Origin of the sequence: Labilibaculum euxinicum (assembly GCF_963678175.1) — a bacterium.
Classification (GTDB): domain Bacteria; phylum Bacteroidota; class Bacteroidia; order Bacteroidales; family Marinifilaceae; genus Labilibaculum; species Labilibaculum euxinus.
Genome location: NZ_OY782756.1, coordinates 4,985,071 through 5,001,605, shown reverse-complemented (window position 1 = coordinate 5,001,605; position 16,535 = coordinate 4,985,071). Strand labels below are relative to the sequence as shown.

Here is a 16,535-nt window from a genome sequence, read left to right as displayed (position 1 = left end):
TGAATTTGAAAATGAGAGCAATAGCATAGTGTTAATTTGAAAGCAAAAAGTGTTACATATTGGTAATTTGTTAGTTCTAAAGTCTATTTCAACTTAAATTTAAAAGGTTTACGATAAAAAAGGTTTGAAAATTTAAGTTTTTTTCACACTTTTGATGACGCAGATATGAATAGGGGTATTTTGAAATCTGCAACTTGGGAAGTTATTTTTTAGTGATTAAACTAAAATTTCTTCTTTGAACAATTCTAAAGGGTGCATTTTATTGCTTTTATCTCATTTTATGGGATGAATGAATTTATATATAAATGTGTATTAATGTTAATTAACCACTAACTAAAGGTTTATGAAAAAAAGTTTATTTTCGATGTTAATCCTATTCGTGATAGGATTACAGAGCGTTCTAGCTCAAAGTCGAGAAGTTTCAGGGGTGGTTACTTCAGCCGATGATGGGCTGTCTATCCCGGGAGTTTCCGTAATTGTTAAAGGTACAACCATCGGTACCACTACAGATTTCGATGGTAACTACTCCTTAAATGTTCCAGCTGATGGAAAGGTTTTGGTCTTTTCTTTTGTTGGAATGACTATGCAGGAGTTAGAGATCACCTCTTCTACAATTAATGTTGTTATGGCGTCTGAATCCATTGGTATGGATGAGGTTGTAGTTGTTGGTTATGGTACGGTAACAAGAAGTGAGTTGACAGGTTCTGTTGCGTCTGTTAATACTGAAGATTTAGCAGGAAAGCCAGTAGCTTCAGTTGCTCAGGCTCTACAGGGTAAGGTTGCTGGAGTTCAAATTGTTAGTACTAGCGGTAGGACTGGTGATGCGACGCAGATTTCTGTTCGAGGTAACGGTTCTTTGAGTGCTTCTAATAATGTTCTATACATTATTGATGGAGTTGCTCAAGAAACAATGGGGAATATCTCCGCTGAAGATATTGAGAGTATGGAAGTATTAAAAGATGCTGCATCAACTGCGATTTACGGTTCTCGGGCTTCTAATGGGGTTGTGTTAATACAAACAAAAAGAGGAACTTATGATGCTAAAACTGTAGTTTCAGTAAATTCTTCTTTTGGAATACAGGAAATTATTAAAGAACCAAATTTATTGAATGGAGCACAATACAAAAACATTCATGATGTTGCTCGTCAGAACTATGAGGCGGATATTGCTTCAGGTTTATTGGCTGGACCTAAGGATCCTAACGTATTGACACCTATGGGGGCGTCAAATGCTGATACAGACTGGATTGATTTAGTTTTGAGAAAAACGTCGAAAGTTCAGAAACACCAAGTAAGTATTAGTGGTGGTTCTGAGAATACACGGTTTTATTTTTCTGGATCTTTGTATGATCAAGAAGGGGTTATTAAAATGGATTCCTATAAAAAATACCGGACTAAATTTAATTTAGATCATAGGGTTAGTGATAAATTTAAAATTGGAATTCAGTCATATTTTTCTGCTTCAGAATCGATTCCTTTGGAAGAGGATAACAATATGTATCAACCTTGGAGTGCTGCTCATAATGCGAGTCCGGTGGCAAGTCCTTATGACGAGAATGGGAAACTTGGAAGGTATAATTTTGTAAATCCATTATTTGCTTTCGAAAGAAAAGTGACTGATAAATGGAGAAATATGGGAGCTACATTTTTCTTTGATTTCACACCTATCGAAGGATTAACGTGGCATTCGTCTTATAGTGGTAATACTGCTAATGGAAGATATAATCGTTTTGACGCTCCAAATACTAAGCGAGGAGAGAATGGAGATGGAGAACCATGGGGTTATGGTAGATATAAGAGTATTGATACAAGAGATTATTTAATAGAAAATACTTTAACTTATTCTGGGCGAGTGCTTGATAGTAAGTTGAAATATACTTTGCTGGCTGGCCACTCTTTCCAAGAGTGGAGGTATGAAGATTCTTTTTTGCAAGGTGAAAATTTTCCATCTAACGATCTGACATGGTTAACATCTGCTGGTGAGGTTAATAAAGGGCGTAGTTATTACTATGCAAGTGCATTGGAATCATACTTTACTCGTCTTCAATTATCTTGGGATAATAAGTATAACCTTATGCTTTCTTGGCGTCGTGATGGTTCTTCCAAATTTGCTGTTGGTAATAAATGGGGATCTTTCCCTGCTATTTCAGCAGGCTGGAATGTTTCTAATGAAGACTTTTTTAATGTTGAGGTTATTAATAATCTGAAATTGCGAGCTTCGTTTGGTTATACTGGAAATCAATCAGGGATTCTTTATTCTTCTGGACAGAACTTATTAGGAGGTGGTTTTAATTATAATCAAAATCCAGGTCTTGCAGCTTCTAATTTATATAATCCAGATTTAGAATGGGAAAAAGGACAATCAGCAAATATTGGTTTAGATCTTGGTTTGCTTAATGATCGTGTTAAATTAACTATTGATGCATATGATAAAACCACTATAGATCTATTATATAACACGCCAGTGGTTCATGAAACTGGTTTTGAAACAATGAAATCAAATACAGGTGAAATTTCGAATAAAGGTTTCGAAATTGCAGCTGATGTGGTGATTTTACAAAAAACTGATTTGAAGTGGAGAATTGGTGCTAATTTTTCTTACAATAAGAACAAGGTTGTTGAGATTTCAAGTAATAAAGATTATTATACAACAGGTTTTGCCTCAATTGTAAAAAAAGGAGAGAGTTTAGGTTCTTTTTATTTGATTGAAGCTGCAGGAATAGCTCAGGAGGTTTATAGTTATGCTGCAGATAAAGATGGGAATGTGAAAAAGGTTCAGCCTGGAGATATGATTTATGTAGATCAAAATAACGATGGGGTGATTGATGGCGATGATCGTAAGGTTTTTGATGGTGGTATAGCTCCAATGTATGGTGGAGTTAATATGAGCATTGAATACAAGGGATTTGATTTATCAGTTAATGGACAATTCTCTATTGGTAAAAAGAATTATGCAATGTATAAAGAAGATGCATTGAATGGTGGAGCTACTGGTTATCCTTCATTCTCGAATAATATGATTTCAGATATGAATGACTATTGGACTCCAACAAATACAAATGCTTCTAATCCTAGACCACATCTATCTACAGATGTTTCTTCATGGAATCTAAAAAGATCCAGTCGTTTTCTTGAGAATGCTGACTATTTAAGGATTACAGACATCACATTAGGTTATAATTTCAAAGATATTAAAATACCGTATGTATCGTCTATTAGGATGTATGTTCAGGCTCGTAACCCTTTTACTTTCACTTCTTATAGTGGACTGGATCCTGAGGTTCAGTATGTTGATCCTGGTGATGCAGATAGTGTAGCTAACGTGAATAATAAGGTTATAGCAGGTATTGATAATAACGGTATACCAAATATTAAAACTTACTTGGTAGGCTTAAATATTAAGTTCTAATAAAAAAGAATTATGAAAAGAAATATATTAATCGTAATTGCATTTGCAATTTCCGGACTTTTTTCTTCATGTGAGAAGGATTTGGAGATTGCATCAGAAGCATCTTTATCTGCTACTGCTCCGTTGGCTCAGGAAGATGTGGATAAATTGCTTACTGGTGTTTATGAAAGAATGATGGAACCTTCTGGTTACGCTTATTTCAATATTATGGCGCCTGAGTTAATGGCGGATAATTATAAGCCAGTTAAGTTTCAGTGGTTTCAAGTTCAGTACATGTACGAGCATAAAGTTCCTGCTAATGATATTTTACTGAGTTATCAGTATAGTGGGTATTACAGAGGGATTTCACGCGCAAATGTTGTTCTTAATGTACCTTCTGCATCAGATCATCAAAAAGGAGCAGCTAAGTATTGTAGAGCACTTACCTATCTTAGATTGTATGATTTGTTTGAAAGGGTACCATTAATTGATGAAAACTATGATAATCAGCCAATGGCTCCAGCTTCAAAAGAAGACGTTTTGAAATTTATTATCGAGGATTTAAAAGCAGCAAAAGTTCTAATGAACCCAATAAATACCAATCAACTAGCAATAAGTCAAACATTGCCTTCAGCAGAGGCTGCTAGTGCTTTATTGGCTCGAGTATATAGAATGAATGGTGAAATTGCAAAAGCAGGAATAGAGGCTGAAGAATTAATTACCTCAAAAAAGTTTACTTTAGCTGCAAATCCATTAGAACGAACCAATGAGGTTATTATGAGATTTGCTGGTAATAAAGCTGAAGCGAATGGATCTTGGGGGTGGATTATGAGTCCTGCGGCTAAGACATGGAATTGTTTTGCATGCGCAGATGATTTAGTTGCTTTACTAGATGCTGATGATACTCGCAATATTCTTTTTGATGCACCTGATGCAACTGGGTATGTGTATTCTAAGAAATATAAGACTGACGATGATTCAGATTTATTAATGTCGCGTATTGCTGAGATGTATTTAATTTCCGCGGAAGCGGGTAATGCAAACCGTTTGACAGAGTTTCAAGCAATTCGTAAATCATCTTTGACTTTGGATGACGAGCGTCGCTTAGAGTTATCTTTTGAGTGGGTAAGGTGGAGCGATTTGAAACTTAAAGGTGAAACCTATCGTTTCCCATATCCTCAAGGTTCTCAGGATATTAATCCTTTATTGAGATAATTTGTTTTTCTAATGTTAACTTTTATAGAGGCTGTCCAATTCATTTTGGACAGCCTTTTTTTTCGTATAAGGTTCTGCTTTATTGTGTATTCTTGCAAAGATTATCAACTCTCCCAGTTCTCTTCAAAAATTACCATTTTCCTTTCTTTCTTTTCTCTGATTAAGACTTAATCAACTCTTAATCAACCTTATTTTTAACTTGATGTAGTTTGTAACTTTTTATAACACAAACGTTTGCAAAAAATCAATATTTTTTTTTGTCTTTACTTGTCTAAAAACTGGGAAACGCTACCTTTACCATGCTATATAACATTATTATAGCATTGCGTTATATAGATGAAAAATCAAAATCAACAAACAAAACAAAGGAATTAATTTCAAGCTTAATTCAAAACAGTCATGAGTCAAAAGACAAAAGTCATTGAAAAGGAAGAGGTTGTCATAAGATTCTCCGGCGATTCCGGAGATGGGATGCAGCTAACAGGAACGCAATTTTCGGATACTTCCGCATTGTTTGGGAATGATGTTGCTACTTTTCCTGATTATCCAGCTGAGATCAGGGCTCCACAGGGAACAGTAGGTGGAGTATCAGGTTTTCAATTGCATTTCGGGCAGATGGAGGTAAATACTCCAGGAGATTTTGCTGATGTGCTTGTAGCAATGAATCCGGCAGCATTAAAAGCAAATTTAAAATGGGTTAAACCTAGTGGAACGATCATTGTAAATGAGGATAGTTTTACGGATAAGAATCTTGAAAAAGCTGGTTATGATTCCAACCCATTAGATGATGAGAATCTTTCCGATTACAATCTGATTAAAGCAAGAGTAACTTCTCTGACGAAAGAATGTTTGAAGGATACTGAACTGGATCAGAAAAGTATCCTTAGGAGTAAAAACATGTTTACTTTGGGAATGGTTTATTGGATGTTCGATCGTCCATTGGAGCATACAGAAGAGTTTATTGAGAATAAATTCAAAAAGTATCCTTTGGTTGTTGAGGGAAACAAGATGGTGCTGCGGGCCGGCTATAATTTTGCAAAAACAATAGAAGCTTTGCCATATAATTTTAGTGTGGCTCCGGCAAAAATTAAGATAGGAACCTACCGTAATGTTACAGGAAATAAAGCTACAGCTTGGGGATTAATTGCAGTAGCCGAAAAAGCGGGTTTGGAATTGTTTTGTGGATCGTATCCAATTACACCTGCAACCGAGATTTTTCAGGAACTTGCGGCTCGTAAGGATCTTGGTGTAAAAACATTTCAGGCAGAAGATGAGATTGCAGGAATCTGCACATCAATTGGAGCAAGTTTTGCAGGGAATTTTGCTGTAACAACCACTTCGGGACCGGGTTTGGCTCTTAAAACAGAAGCTGCAGGTTTGGCTGTAATGACGGAACTCCCTCTGGTAATTGTGAATGTTCAACGTGGTGGGCCATCAACTGGTCTTCCAACTAAAACAGAACAATCAGATTTAATGCAGGCAATTCACGGACGCAGTGGAGAATGTCCTATGCCGGTAATTGCGGCAAGTACACCTTCAAATTGTTTTGAATACGCCTATAGTGCAGGTAAAATTGCTTTAGAGCATATGACCCCTGTTATCTTGCTTACGGATGGTTTTATTGCTAATGGAGCAGAACCGTGGCGAATTCCTAAAATGGCCGATCTATCACCTATAGAGGTGCCATTTGCTAAGGAGGGAGATAACTATCAACCATATGCCAGAGATACTGAGAAACTGGCTAGAAAGTGGGCTGTTCCCGGTACAAAAGGTTTGGAACATCGAATAGGAGGTTTAGAAAAGATGGATATTACGGGTACCGTGTCGTATGTACCTGAAAATCATCAGGTAATGACAGATGTCCGATCGGAAAGAATTAGACGGGTTGCTAATTTCATTCCTGATGTTCCTGTAAAGGGAAATGATGACGCTGAAGTTTTGGTTATAGGTTGGGGGGGTACTTATGGTCACTTAACAACAGCGGTTCGTGAACTTCAGGCTGAAGGAAAAAGTATTGCTTTGGCACATTTTCACTATATTTTTCCGTTGCCAAAGAATACAAAAGAGGTTTTAAAACGTCATAAAAAGGTAATTGTCTGTGAGTTGAATGAAGGACAGTTTGCTGAGTATTTACGGGCAGGTTTTCAGGATGTTAAATTCAATCAATATAATAAATTACAAGGATTGCCTTTTACTGTGTTGGAATTAAAAGAGAGGTTTAACCAATTATTGGAGGAGAAATAGTCATGACAGATACAATTCTTAAATCGCATAGTCCTGTTAATCTGACTCCAAAAGATTTTAAAAGTGATCAGGAAGTAAGATGGTGTCCCGGGTGTGGAGACCATGGAGTATTGAATTCGGTTCAAAAGGCAATGGCTGCAATGAACATTCCAAAGGAAAAATTTGCAGTTATCTCGGGTATTGGATGTTCTTCCCGTTTTCCGTACTATATGAATACCTATGGTTTTCATACAATTCACGGAAGAGCTGCTGCGGTTGCTTCGGGGGTGAAATCGGCGAATCCTGATCTTGAAATAATACAAGTCTCTGGAGATGGGGATGCGTTAGCAATTGGAGGTAACCATTTTATCCATGCTATTCGTCGTAATATTGACATGACAATTATTCTTTTTAATAATGAGATTTACGGTCTTACAAAGGGTCAATATTCACCAACTTCGAAGCAGGGAATGGTCACCAAGACCTCTCCGTTTGGAACAATTGAGCAACCATTTCATCCTGCCGAATTAGCTTTGGGCGCTCAATCTAAGTTTTATGCGAGATCTATTGATACCAATATTAAACTGACCACAGAATTGCTTTTGGCTGGATCAAAACACAAAGGAACATCTATTATAGAAGTTCTTCAAAATTGTGTAATTTATAATGATGGAGCACATACTCTGATTACTGATAAGGAAACGAAGGATGATTTCCAATTGATTTTGCATCATGGAGAGAGAATGATTTTCGGAAAGAATAGAAACAAAGGATTAGTTTTAGGAGGTAATGGTAAACTAATTGTTGTTACAATTGGTGAATTTGGTATTACTGAGCAGGATATTTTAGTTCACGATGCCCATAACCCTGATCCTCATATGGCTTGGCTATTGTCAAATATGTCAGCTCCTGAGTATCCTGTTGCACTTGGTGTAATAAGAGATGTTGCCGCGCTTTCTTATGAAGAAAAAATGGTGAAGCAAATTAAAGATGTACAAGCTGTATCATCAATTAAGTGTATGGATGATCTGCTTAATAGCGGTGATACTTGGGAAGTTAAATAATAAGATTGAAATATTTAATTCATCAATACCTAAAAAGAGGAAACCATAAGTTTCCTCTTTGTTTTTTATCCCTTATTTTTATTATTTTCGGCACCATTTTTTAGGGAATAATGAATACTAAAAGATATTTTTCCTTTTCATTAATTGATTTTAAATGAAATCAGTACTTGTTGGTAAAAGGTTGATATCAAACCAGAAATTTATATTATTTTGTATTTCTGAATACAAGACAACAAAAAACATAAATAGCAATTGACATGGAAGAAGTTTCGATTTCCAAGATATACAAACGGAAAAAGAGTGATAGAGATATTTTTCAGGAATTGATGCCTTTTAAAGTGAAAGAAATTCTTCTTATCGCGACTTATTACGATGCTTATACTATTGTAAGGGAAGGACAGTTTTCTGATAAAATTGTTGGGGAATATTTACAGTTAAATTTATATGCGGCACCACGTTTTACCAGTGTAGCCACTAATGATGAAGCCTTGGATGCTTTAAAAAATCGAAATTACGATGTGGTCATCTTAATGGCTGGTTTGGATAAACAATCCCCTTTGGAGTTAAGTCAGGAAATAAAAAGGGTTCAGCCCGAGATTCCTGTTTTGGTTTTGGTAAATAACAATAGCGACCTGGCTTATTTTGACAGAGCTGCAGATAAGATTAAGAATAATATTGATCGGGTTTTTGTTTGGAATGGTTCTACCAAAATTTTTATGGCCATGACCAAGTATATTGAGGATAGAATGAATCTGGAACCCGATACAAAAAGTGGAGATGTAAGAGTCATTTTGTTAGTTGAAGATTCAGTAAAGTATTACTCCAGATATCTGCCGTTGTTGTATACATCAGTAATGACTCAAACCCAAAAAGTGATTTCGGATGAAGGGGATATTGACGAAATGCATAAGATTTTGAAAATGCGGGCCAGACCTAAAGTCATTTTGGTGAGCACTTATGAAGATGCAGTTGAAGTTGTCGATAATTATTTGGAAAACTTGCTTTGCGTAATTTCTGATGTTCGTTTTGCGCGGGATGGTAAATTGGATGATGATTCAGGTGTCGATCTGATTAAATACGTGCAGGAAAAAAACATGAAAATTCCATGTTTAATGCAATCGCATGATACCGATAATGCAATTCGTGCAATGCAGGTTGAAGCCGATTTTATTAACAAGAACAGTGATACTTTGGCTTTGGATATCTATAACTTCATCTACACGAAACTGGGCTTTGGTGATTTTGTATTCAGAAACCAAAGTGGAACTAAGGTTGCAATAGCGAAGTCCCTTGAAGAGTTTGAGGAAAAATTGAAATATGTTCCGGATGAATCACTTCTTTTTCATTCGAAAAGAAATGGAATTTCGACATGGTTAATGGCCAGAGGTGAAATTAATATTGCTAAAAAGTTAAGAAGATATCAGATAGAGGATTTTAAATCAGTAAAAGATTTACGTAAATTTTGTTTGGATGTATTTGAAGCCTCACGTATAAAACAGTTGCGGGGCAGGATTATTAAATTCAGGCCAAATATTGTTAATTCGAATCATTATGTGGTTCGTTTGGGACGTGGATCTTTAGGAGGGAAAGGGCGTGGACTGGCTTTCCTGAGTAACTTTATAGAAAATATTTACTTCGCAAAGTTGATTAAGGATATTAATATTTCGATTCCTAAAACAGCTGTTATTGGTGTTGATGAATACGATAATTTTATTGAGAAGAATAATCTTTACAATAAGATTTATCTGGATAAGAACTATAAAAAGGTACGTGATTTATTTGCGAAAAGTGAGTTGTCTGATAAATTAAGAGAAAGACTTCTGGATTATCTTGAGGAAATGACTTGCCCATTAGCTGTGCGTTCATCCGGTTTGTTTGAGGATTCTTTAATGCAGCCATTTGCAGGGGTTTATGCGACTTATTTGCTTCCAAATAATCATCCGGATATTGGGGAGCGGTTTCGTCAATTGGTAACCGCAATCAAGCTTATTTATGCTTCTATTTTTTCACCCGAAGCTCAATCCTATTTTAGTGCGGTTGACTATAAAATTGAAGAGGAGAAAATGGCTGTAATTATTCAGGAAGTGGTTGGGCAGGAAAACAACGGCAGATATTATCCAAATATCAGTGGCGTAGCTCAATCTTACAACTACTATCCTTTTTCTTACATGAAACCTGAGGACGGTTTTGCTGTGATAGCTGTTGGACTGGGTAAATATGTTGTGGGAGGGGAAAAAACACATCGTTTTTGCCCGGAACACCCAAAATTGCAATTGGCATCAATTGAAGATCAGATGAAAGATTCGCAGAAGTATTTTTATGCGATCAATATGGAAAAGAAAGATGTTAATCTTTTAAAGGATGGAGAAGATGCTGTTACGATTAAATATGAACTTTCGGATGCCGAAAAGGATGGGAATTTACTGCATTGTGCTTCAGTTTACGATTACCAGAATGACAGATTGGAACCGGATTTGAATTTGCGGGGCCCGAGGGTGGTAAACTTTGCAAATATTCTGAAATACAATCAAGTTCCTGTTGCTCATGCTTTGAGTGTACTTCTGAATATTTTTAAACAAGCAATGGGAGCTCCTGTTGAAATTGAGTTTGCCGTTGATCTTTCAAAAGGAAAAAATGATTTGCCTACTTTCCAGCTCCTGCAGATTAAACCTCTGATTCGTCAGGAGATGAGTATTGATATAGATATGACTAAGGTTGATAAGGATAAGCTTGTGTTATTGGCAAGTAAAGGTATGGGTAACGGAAAAATAGACCATGTTCGTGATGTAATTTACATGGATATTGAGAAATTTGATCGAACCAAAACTGAAGAAATGGCTCTTGAAATTGAGAAATTGAACCAGAAAATGAGAGAGCAGGATCGTCAATATGTGTTGATTGGTCCCGGCCGCTGGGGTACAAGAGATAAGTTTACCGGTATCCCTGTACTTTGGTCTCAAATATCCAATGCAAAGGTAATTGTAGAGCAGGGGTTGGAAGATTTTCCTTTAGATGCTTCCTTGGGGTCTCATTTCTTTCACAATGTAACTTCTATGAATGTTGGATATTTCTCGGTAAGAAGTAATACCGAACAAAGTTTTGTGAATACTGAAATTCTTGACAAGCAAAAACTCGAAGAGCAGATTCATTATTTTAAACATGTTCGGTTTAAAGAACCGCTGGATATTTTAATGGATGGTAAAAAACAAACCAGTGTTATAAGTTATAAATAGCAAAAAGCCGTTTCAAAAAGTTTTGAAACGGCTTTTTTATTAGTTGTAATTTTTATCCTTGAAAAGAGTCTACTCCTGCAGTTTCCATTTTACGGTCAACTTTTTTCACCAATCCCTGAATTACTTTTCCAGGACCAACCTCAGTGAACAATGTTGCACCATCAGCAATCATATTAACCATGGTTTGAGTGAAACGTACCGGAGCAGTTAGCTGCGAAACCAAATTTTTCTTGATCTCATCAGGATTGGATACTGGCAAGGCATTTACGTTTTGATATACAGGACAAATTGGAGTTGAGAAAGTTGTGTTCTCAATAGCTTCTTCCAACTCTACGCGTGCAGGCTCCATAAGTGGAGAGTGAAATGCACCACCAACTTTTAACGGAAGCGCTCTTTTAGCTCCAGCTTCCAGTAATTTTTCACAAGCAATTTCGATCCCTTTCATACTGCCCGAAATAACCAATTGACCAGGACAGTTGAAATTAGCAGGAACAACAATTTCATTAATTTCCTCACATATTTTCACTACAGTTTCATCATCTAATCCAATGATTGCAGCCATAGTTGAAGGCTCAATTTCGCAAGCTTTTTGCATTGCTGAAGCACGTTGAGAAACCAATCTAAGACCATCTTCGAACGATAATGATCCGTTAGCAACCAAAGCAGAAAATTCTCCTAAAGAGTGACCTGCTACCATTTCTGGTTTAAAATCATCGCCAAGAGTTTTGGCTAAGATTACTGAGTGCAGAAAGATTGCTGGTTGTGTAACATTTGTTTGTCTTAAATCTTCGTCAATTCCTTCGAACATTAGATCGGTAATTCTAAAACCTAAAATATCGTTGGCTTTTTCAAAAAGCTCTTTAGCAAGGTCTGAATTTTCGTACAGGTCTTTTCCCATACCAACAAATTGGGCTCCTTGCCCTGGAAATACATATGCTTTCATATTCTTCTTCAATTAATAAATTTCAATTCATTCGTATTTTTTTTAATAGCAATGAATTGATTATCATGGTAAGATTTAAAAATATTCCGGGCACAAAGATATCTATTCAATTTACAATGTGCAATTTTCATAAGTACAATGTAAATTGGTAATTCTTTGATTCCTATGAACAATTAACTAATTAGTAGTTTGATTTGTTAGCAATTAAACGAATAAACTCTTCTCTTGTAGCTACTTTTTCAAAAGCACCGGTAAAATCAGAGGTCGTAGTAATTGCATTTTGTTTTTGAACTCCACGCATCGACATGCACATGTGCTGAGCTTCGATAACTACAGCAACACCTAGTGGATTCAGGGTGTTTTGTATGCAGTCTTTAATTTGAGTGGTTAAACGTTCCTGAACTTGTAAACGGCGGGCAAAAGCATCTACAACCCGGGCAATTTTACTTAATCCGGTAATGGTACCATTGGGAATGTAAGCAACATGTGCTCTGCCCACAAATGGCAGCATATGATGCTCACACATTGAATAAACTTCAATATCCTTAACAATTACCATTTGACGATAGTCTTCCTGAAACATGGCAGATCTTAATATATCTTCAGGATTATTGTGATATCCCTGCGTTAAAAACTGCATTGCTTTGGCAACCCGTAAGGGTGTTTTTAAAAGACCTTCGCGTTCGGCATCTTCTCCTAATAATTCAAGTACTTTTTTATAGTGAAACATTAACTGTTCAGTAGTATCCTGATTGTATTTTTCTATTTTTGTAAAACCTTTATTAGTGTCTCCGTTGGTTGAAAATTCCATCTGTATTTAGTGTTTTAATTTAAGTCACATTTTTGACTTGCAAAATAAGTATAAATTTCACCTATATAACAAACTTTTCGAAGCTTTTGTTTAGGCTAAGTTCTTGCATCAATGGAGATTTTGATAATTGCTGGCGCATTTTCGGCCATGCAAAATTTTATTAGTCAACTGGTTTTGGTTGAAAATTTAGGGAAAAACTATGCTCGTTTTAAGTATCAGGATAAAGATCTGGATATACTTATTTCGGGTACGGGAGGGAGTGTTACCTCCTATTATTTGTGTAAAGCTTTAAATTTAAAGAAATATGATGTTGTAATTCATTTGGGAAGGTGTTTTTCATTAAAAGATCAACTTGAATCAGGTATTGTAATTAATTTGATTGAAGATTACTTTGGTGATTTAGGTTTTGAAACTGATAAAGAGTTTTCTTCTGTATTTGATTTGGGGATACGGAATAAGAATGAATACCCGTTTACAAACGAAATTCTTGAAAACAATCTGCTGTTGCCTGATTTTCAGATTGAATACCGAAAAGTAAGTGGTATCAGTTGTAATTCAATACCAAATAGTTTGTTTTCAATATCGCGTATGTATCAAAAAAATCAGCCCGATGTAATGAGTCGGGATGGAGCGAGTGTATTGTATGTTTGTTTGGAAGAGAAAGTGAAATTAATTCAGCTTTTTTACGTGGTTGACCGGCTTGAAAATGCAAGTAAAAAATATAAAATAGAGGCTGATGAAGTTTCAAAATTAACGGAAGCTTTGCAGGTAACTTTAGCTGAGGTATTAGGTGTGAATTAATTAAATTTCAGAAGGATTGCTTTTTTGTAATAGAGTGTTTGAAATATTCCCCGGGCCATCATAAATCCAAGCATGGCAATCCATAATCCATGATTTTGAAAACTTTCACTCAGAAAATAGTAACAAGGTATAAATACAAGTAGAGTTGAGGCCATCATTGTTTTTCTCATATACTTTGACGCTGTGGCACCAATAAAAATTCCATCGAGCAGAAAAGATCCGAAGCTTAATATTGGTAATAATACAACCCATTTTATGTAGGCTTGTGCTTCTAATATTGTCGATTTATTATTTGTTAATGCAGATAATATCCAATTGCTGCTTGTAGCATAAAAAAATGTGAAGGCCAGGCTGATTCCAATTCCCCAAATAAAAAGAAGACGAATTACACTTCTCAATCCGGTTTGATTTTTAGCTCCAATAAATTTTCCCACTAATGCCTCAGCGGCAAAGGCAAAGCCATCCATAAAGTAGGAAAAGATGAATAAAAATTGAAGCAGTAGTGAATTTACTGCCAATATGTTCTTGTTGGTATTTGCCGATTCTGTTGTAAAAAATGTGAAAACGAATATAATGCAGAGTGTTCGAATGAAAATGTCTTTATTAATGGCAATGAAGTTCTTCAATTCTTTAATTTTCATCATTCCTAGAATGCTCCAGTAACGAAACAGCCGGCGGTAAAAACGAAAGATAAAAAACAAAGCCAGAAATAAACCGCAATATTGGGCAATAACAGTTCCTAATGCAACTCCCCGGGCATCTAAATTCATTCCGTAAACAAAGAATGACGACAAAGCAATATTGATAATATTACTGATAATGGCAATCACCATTGGAATTTTAGAATTCTGCATTCCAATAAACCATCCTGTTAAGGCGTACAAGCCAATAGTGGCCGGAGCGGCCCAAACTCTAACGTAATAGTATGATTTTGCGATTGTTTCAACCGATTCTTCCGAGTCAATTACATAAAAACTTAAATCGGCAATTGGTTTTTGGAGAATTAATATGAAAATACTGCCAATTAATGCTACAAGAAGAGCTCTTGATAAGGATAGAATAGTTTCACTTAGATTTCTTGCACCATATGCTTGTGCTGTAATTCCTGAAGTTCCCATTCGTAAAAAAGCAAATCCCCAATAAAGAAAATTAAATATGGTTCCACCAAGGGCTATTGCACCTATGAAATCGACTTTTCCCAAATGTCCCATTAGGGCCAGGTCAACAATGCCAAGCAGAGGAATAGTAATATTACTGACAATATTTGGAAGCGCTATTTTTAGAATCCGTTTGTTCACGAAAGAATTTTGAGAATAGTTAAAGACACGAAAGTAACTAAAAATCTTTTATCTGACAGGCTTTTGGGAGTGTTGAAAATAAAAAGACAAAAAAGTCTTTAATTTATTTGGATCTAATCCAGATAAAAATTAGCTTTGTTTTAGTGTTAAAAAAACAGATAGTAATTACAATTAAAATAAATACAAAATATGGCATTTGAATTACCAAAGTTACCATATGCTTACGATGCTCTTGAGCCACACATTGATGCTAGAACAATGGAGATCCATCATTCGAAACATCATGCAGGATATACAAATAACTTGAATGCTGCTATTGCTGGAACAGATATCGAAGAGCAAAGTATAGAGGATATATTAGCGAACATTTCAAAGCAATCAGTTGCTGTACGAAATAATGGAGGCGGGTTTTTTAACCACGATTTATTTTGGCAGGTAATGTCTCCTAAGGGAGGAGGAAAACCTTCAGGGTCATTATTAGCTGCAATTGAAAAAGATTTTGGATCGTTTGATTCATTTAAAGAGGAATTTTCCAAAGCTGCGGCTACTCGTTTTGGTTCAGGTTGGGCTTGGTTGGTGAAACAATCTAACGGCAAACTTGTTGTGAGTTCAACTCCAAATCAGGATAATCCGTTAATGGATTTAGCAGAAGTAAAAGGAACACCAATTTTAGGATTGGATGTTTGGGAACACGCATATTATCTGAAGTTTCAGAATAAACGACCTGATTACATTTCGGAGTTCTGGAATGTAATTAATTGGGAGGAAGTGGCTAAACGCTTTCAGGATTAGTTTTGTTTATTGTTTTTTTGATTTTGGGACCGGCTTTCTTTTGAAAGCCGGTCTTTTAGTTTAGTATTGTTAATTATTGGTTTTGTGAAGAATTATTGTGAAATTGTATACTAAATCAAAAAAACGAAATTATGATACACGAACTGCCCGAATTACCTTATGCTTTAAATGAGCTTGAACCTTCAATTAGTCAAAAAACATTAGAGTTTCATTACGGAAAGCATCATCAGGCCTATGTTACCAATTTGAATAATTTAATTAAAGGAACTGCTTTTGAAAAAGCTGGTTTGGAAGAAATTGTTCGGCATTCCGAAGGTGGAATTTTCAATAATGGAGCACAGGTATACAACCACACCTTTTACTTTATGGCCTTAAGTCCAAATGGAGGAGGAGAACCTAAGGGTGCACTTGCTAATGCGATTACCGAGACATTTGGATCGTTTGCTGCATTTAAAGAAGAATTTTCGAAAGCCGGAGCAACTTTGTTTGGATCGGGTTGGGTTTGGTTGGTTGCCGATTCTCATAATAAGCTAAGAATCATGAAGAAAAATAATGCAGGCAACCCTATTACCGATGGAATGACACCGATATTAACAATGGATGTTTGGGAACATGCTTATTATTTGGATACACAAAATGCTCGTCCGAAATACATTGAGAACTTCTGGAATTTGGTAAATTGGGAAGTGATTGAAAAACGATATAATGATTTGTAAAGTAAGTAGATGATAAATAAAGCGGTGATTTGCATAGTAGGGATCACCGCT

Annotated in this window: 11 protein-coding genes; 8 read left to right on the top strand and 3 right to left on the bottom strand. The window is 35.9% G+C overall.

All coding sequences use genetic code 11. From position 1 onward, the window contains the following. Nucleotides 1-343 precede the first annotated feature (343 nt). The 5 genes from ACY0M5_RS19765 to ACY0M5_RS19745 all read left to right on the top strand — a co-directional run bounded on the left by ACY0M5_RS19765 (nt 344) and on the right by ACY0M5_RS19745 (nt 11,123). Complete coding sequence (locus ACY0M5_RS19765) at nt 344-3,409, top strand: SusC/RagA family TonB-linked outer membrane protein (RefSeq protein WP_461630343.1); 3,066 nt, start codon at nt 344-346, stop codon at nt 3,407-3,409. 12 nt (nt 3,410-3,421) lie between these two features. After that, nucleotides 3,422-4,603: a RagB/SusD family nutrient uptake outer membrane protein gene (locus ACY0M5_RS19760; RefSeq protein ID WP_461630342.1), complete on the top strand. Its 1,182-nt coding sequence runs from the start codon at nt 3,422-3,424 to the stop codon at nt 4,601-4,603. Nucleotides 4,604-5,002: 399 nt separating this feature from the next. After that, nucleotides 5,003-6,847: a 2-oxoacid:acceptor oxidoreductase subunit alpha gene (locus ACY0M5_RS19755; protein WP_461630341.1), complete on the top strand. Its 1,845-nt coding sequence runs from the start codon at nt 5,003-5,005 to the stop codon at nt 6,845-6,847. Nucleotides 6,848-6,849: 2 nt separating this feature from the next. Continuing rightward, on the top strand, nt 6,850-7,890 hold the full coding sequence (locus tag ACY0M5_RS19750; protein ID WP_124992367.1) for a 2-oxoacid:ferredoxin oxidoreductase subunit beta: 1,041 nt from the start codon (nt 6,850-6,852) through the stop codon (nt 7,888-7,890). A gap of 257 nt (nt 7,891-8,147) precedes the next feature. After that, complete coding sequence (locus ACY0M5_RS19745) at nt 8,148-11,123, top strand: PEP/pyruvate-binding domain-containing protein (protein ID WP_124992366.1); 2,976 nt, start codon at nt 8,148-8,150, stop codon at nt 11,121-11,123. 52 nt (nt 11,124-11,175) lie between these two features. Here the strand turns inward: ACY0M5_RS19745 and fabD are convergent, their stop codons facing one another. Together fabD and folE are read right to left on the bottom strand one after the other, a co-directional pair. Next, nucleotides 11,176-12,066 carry an ACP S-malonyltransferase gene (gene fabD, locus ACY0M5_RS19740; protein WP_461630340.1) on the bottom strand — a complete coding sequence of 297 codons (891 nt, stop codon included), beginning with the start codon at nt 12,064-12,066 and terminating at the stop codon, nt 11,176-11,178. Nucleotides 12,067-12,247: 181 nt separating this feature from the next. Further along, entirely contained in the window at nt 12,248-12,877 is a 630-nt protein-coding gene (folE, locus tag ACY0M5_RS19735) for a GTP cyclohydrolase I FolE (RefSeq protein ID WP_124992364.1), read from the bottom strand. Between the two features lie 111 nt (nt 12,878-12,988). Between folE and ACY0M5_RS19730 the strand changes: the two genes are divergently transcribed. Then, nucleotides 12,989-13,678, top strand: a complete 690-nt coding sequence (locus tag ACY0M5_RS19730; protein ID WP_124992363.1) for a hypothetical protein — start codon at nt 12,989-12,991, stop codon at nt 13,676-13,678. On the opposite strand, the gene ACY0M5_RS19725 is transcribed toward ACY0M5_RS19730, so the two are convergent. Then, the gene (locus tag ACY0M5_RS19725) at nt 13,675-14,976 is read right to left on the bottom strand and encodes an MATE family efflux transporter (RefSeq protein WP_461630339.1); all 1,302 of its coding nucleotides are present in this window, start codon (nt 14,974-14,976) and stop codon (nt 13,675-13,677) included. The genes ACY0M5_RS19730 and ACY0M5_RS19725 overlap by 4 nt on opposite strands. A gap of 189 nt (nt 14,977-15,165) precedes the next feature. Between ACY0M5_RS19725 and ACY0M5_RS19720 the strand changes: the two genes are divergently transcribed. Together ACY0M5_RS19720 and ACY0M5_RS19715 are read left to right on the top strand one after the other, a co-directional pair. After that, nucleotides 15,166-15,768: a superoxide dismutase gene (locus ACY0M5_RS19720; RefSeq protein WP_461630338.1), complete on the top strand. Its 603-nt coding sequence runs from the start codon at nt 15,166-15,168 to the stop codon at nt 15,766-15,768. A gap of 131 nt (nt 15,769-15,899) precedes the next feature. Next, the gene (locus ACY0M5_RS19715; RefSeq protein WP_461630337.1) at nt 15,900-16,484 is read left to right on the top strand and encodes a superoxide dismutase; all 585 of its coding nucleotides are present in this window, start codon (nt 15,900-15,902) and stop codon (nt 16,482-16,484) included. Nucleotides 16,485-16,535 lie beyond the last annotated feature (51 nt).

Bases quoted from the DNA above. Each gene is read 5' to 3' on its own strand.
- fabD (WP_461630340.1), bottom strand. From the start codon at position 12,066: ATGAAAGCATATGTATTTCCAGGGCAAGGAGCCCAATTTGTTGGTATG.
- ACY0M5_RS19720 (WP_461630338.1), top strand. From the start codon at position 15,166: ATGGCATTTGAATTACCAAAGTTACCATATGCTTACGATGCTCTTGAG.
- folE (WP_124992364.1), bottom strand. From the start codon at position 12,877: ATGGAATTTTCAACCAACGGAGACACTAATAAAGGTTTTACAAAAATA.
- ACY0M5_RS19765 (WP_461630343.1), top strand. From the start codon at position 344: ATGAAAAAAAGTTTATTTTCGATGTTAATCCTATTCGTGATAGGATTA.
- ACY0M5_RS19730 (WP_124992363.1), top strand. From the start codon at position 12,989: ATGGAGATTTTGATAATTGCTGGCGCATTTTCGGCCATGCAAAATTTT.
- ACY0M5_RS19760 (WP_461630342.1), top strand. From the start codon at position 3,422: ATGAAAAGAAATATATTAATCGTAATTGCATTTGCAATTTCCGGACTT.
- ACY0M5_RS19755 (WP_461630341.1), top strand. From the start codon at position 5,003: ATGAGTCAAAAGACAAAAGTCATTGAAAAGGAAGAGGTTGTCATAAGA.
- ACY0M5_RS19715 (WP_461630337.1), top strand. From the start codon at position 15,900: ATGATACACGAACTGCCCGAATTACCTTATGCTTTAAATGAGCTTGAA.
- ACY0M5_RS19745 (WP_124992366.1), top strand. From the start codon at position 8,148: ATGGAAGAAGTTTCGATTTCCAAGATATACAAACGGAAAAAGAGTGAT.
- ACY0M5_RS19750 (WP_124992367.1), top strand. From the start codon at position 6,850: ATGACAGATACAATTCTTAAATCGCATAGTCCTGTTAATCTGACTCCA.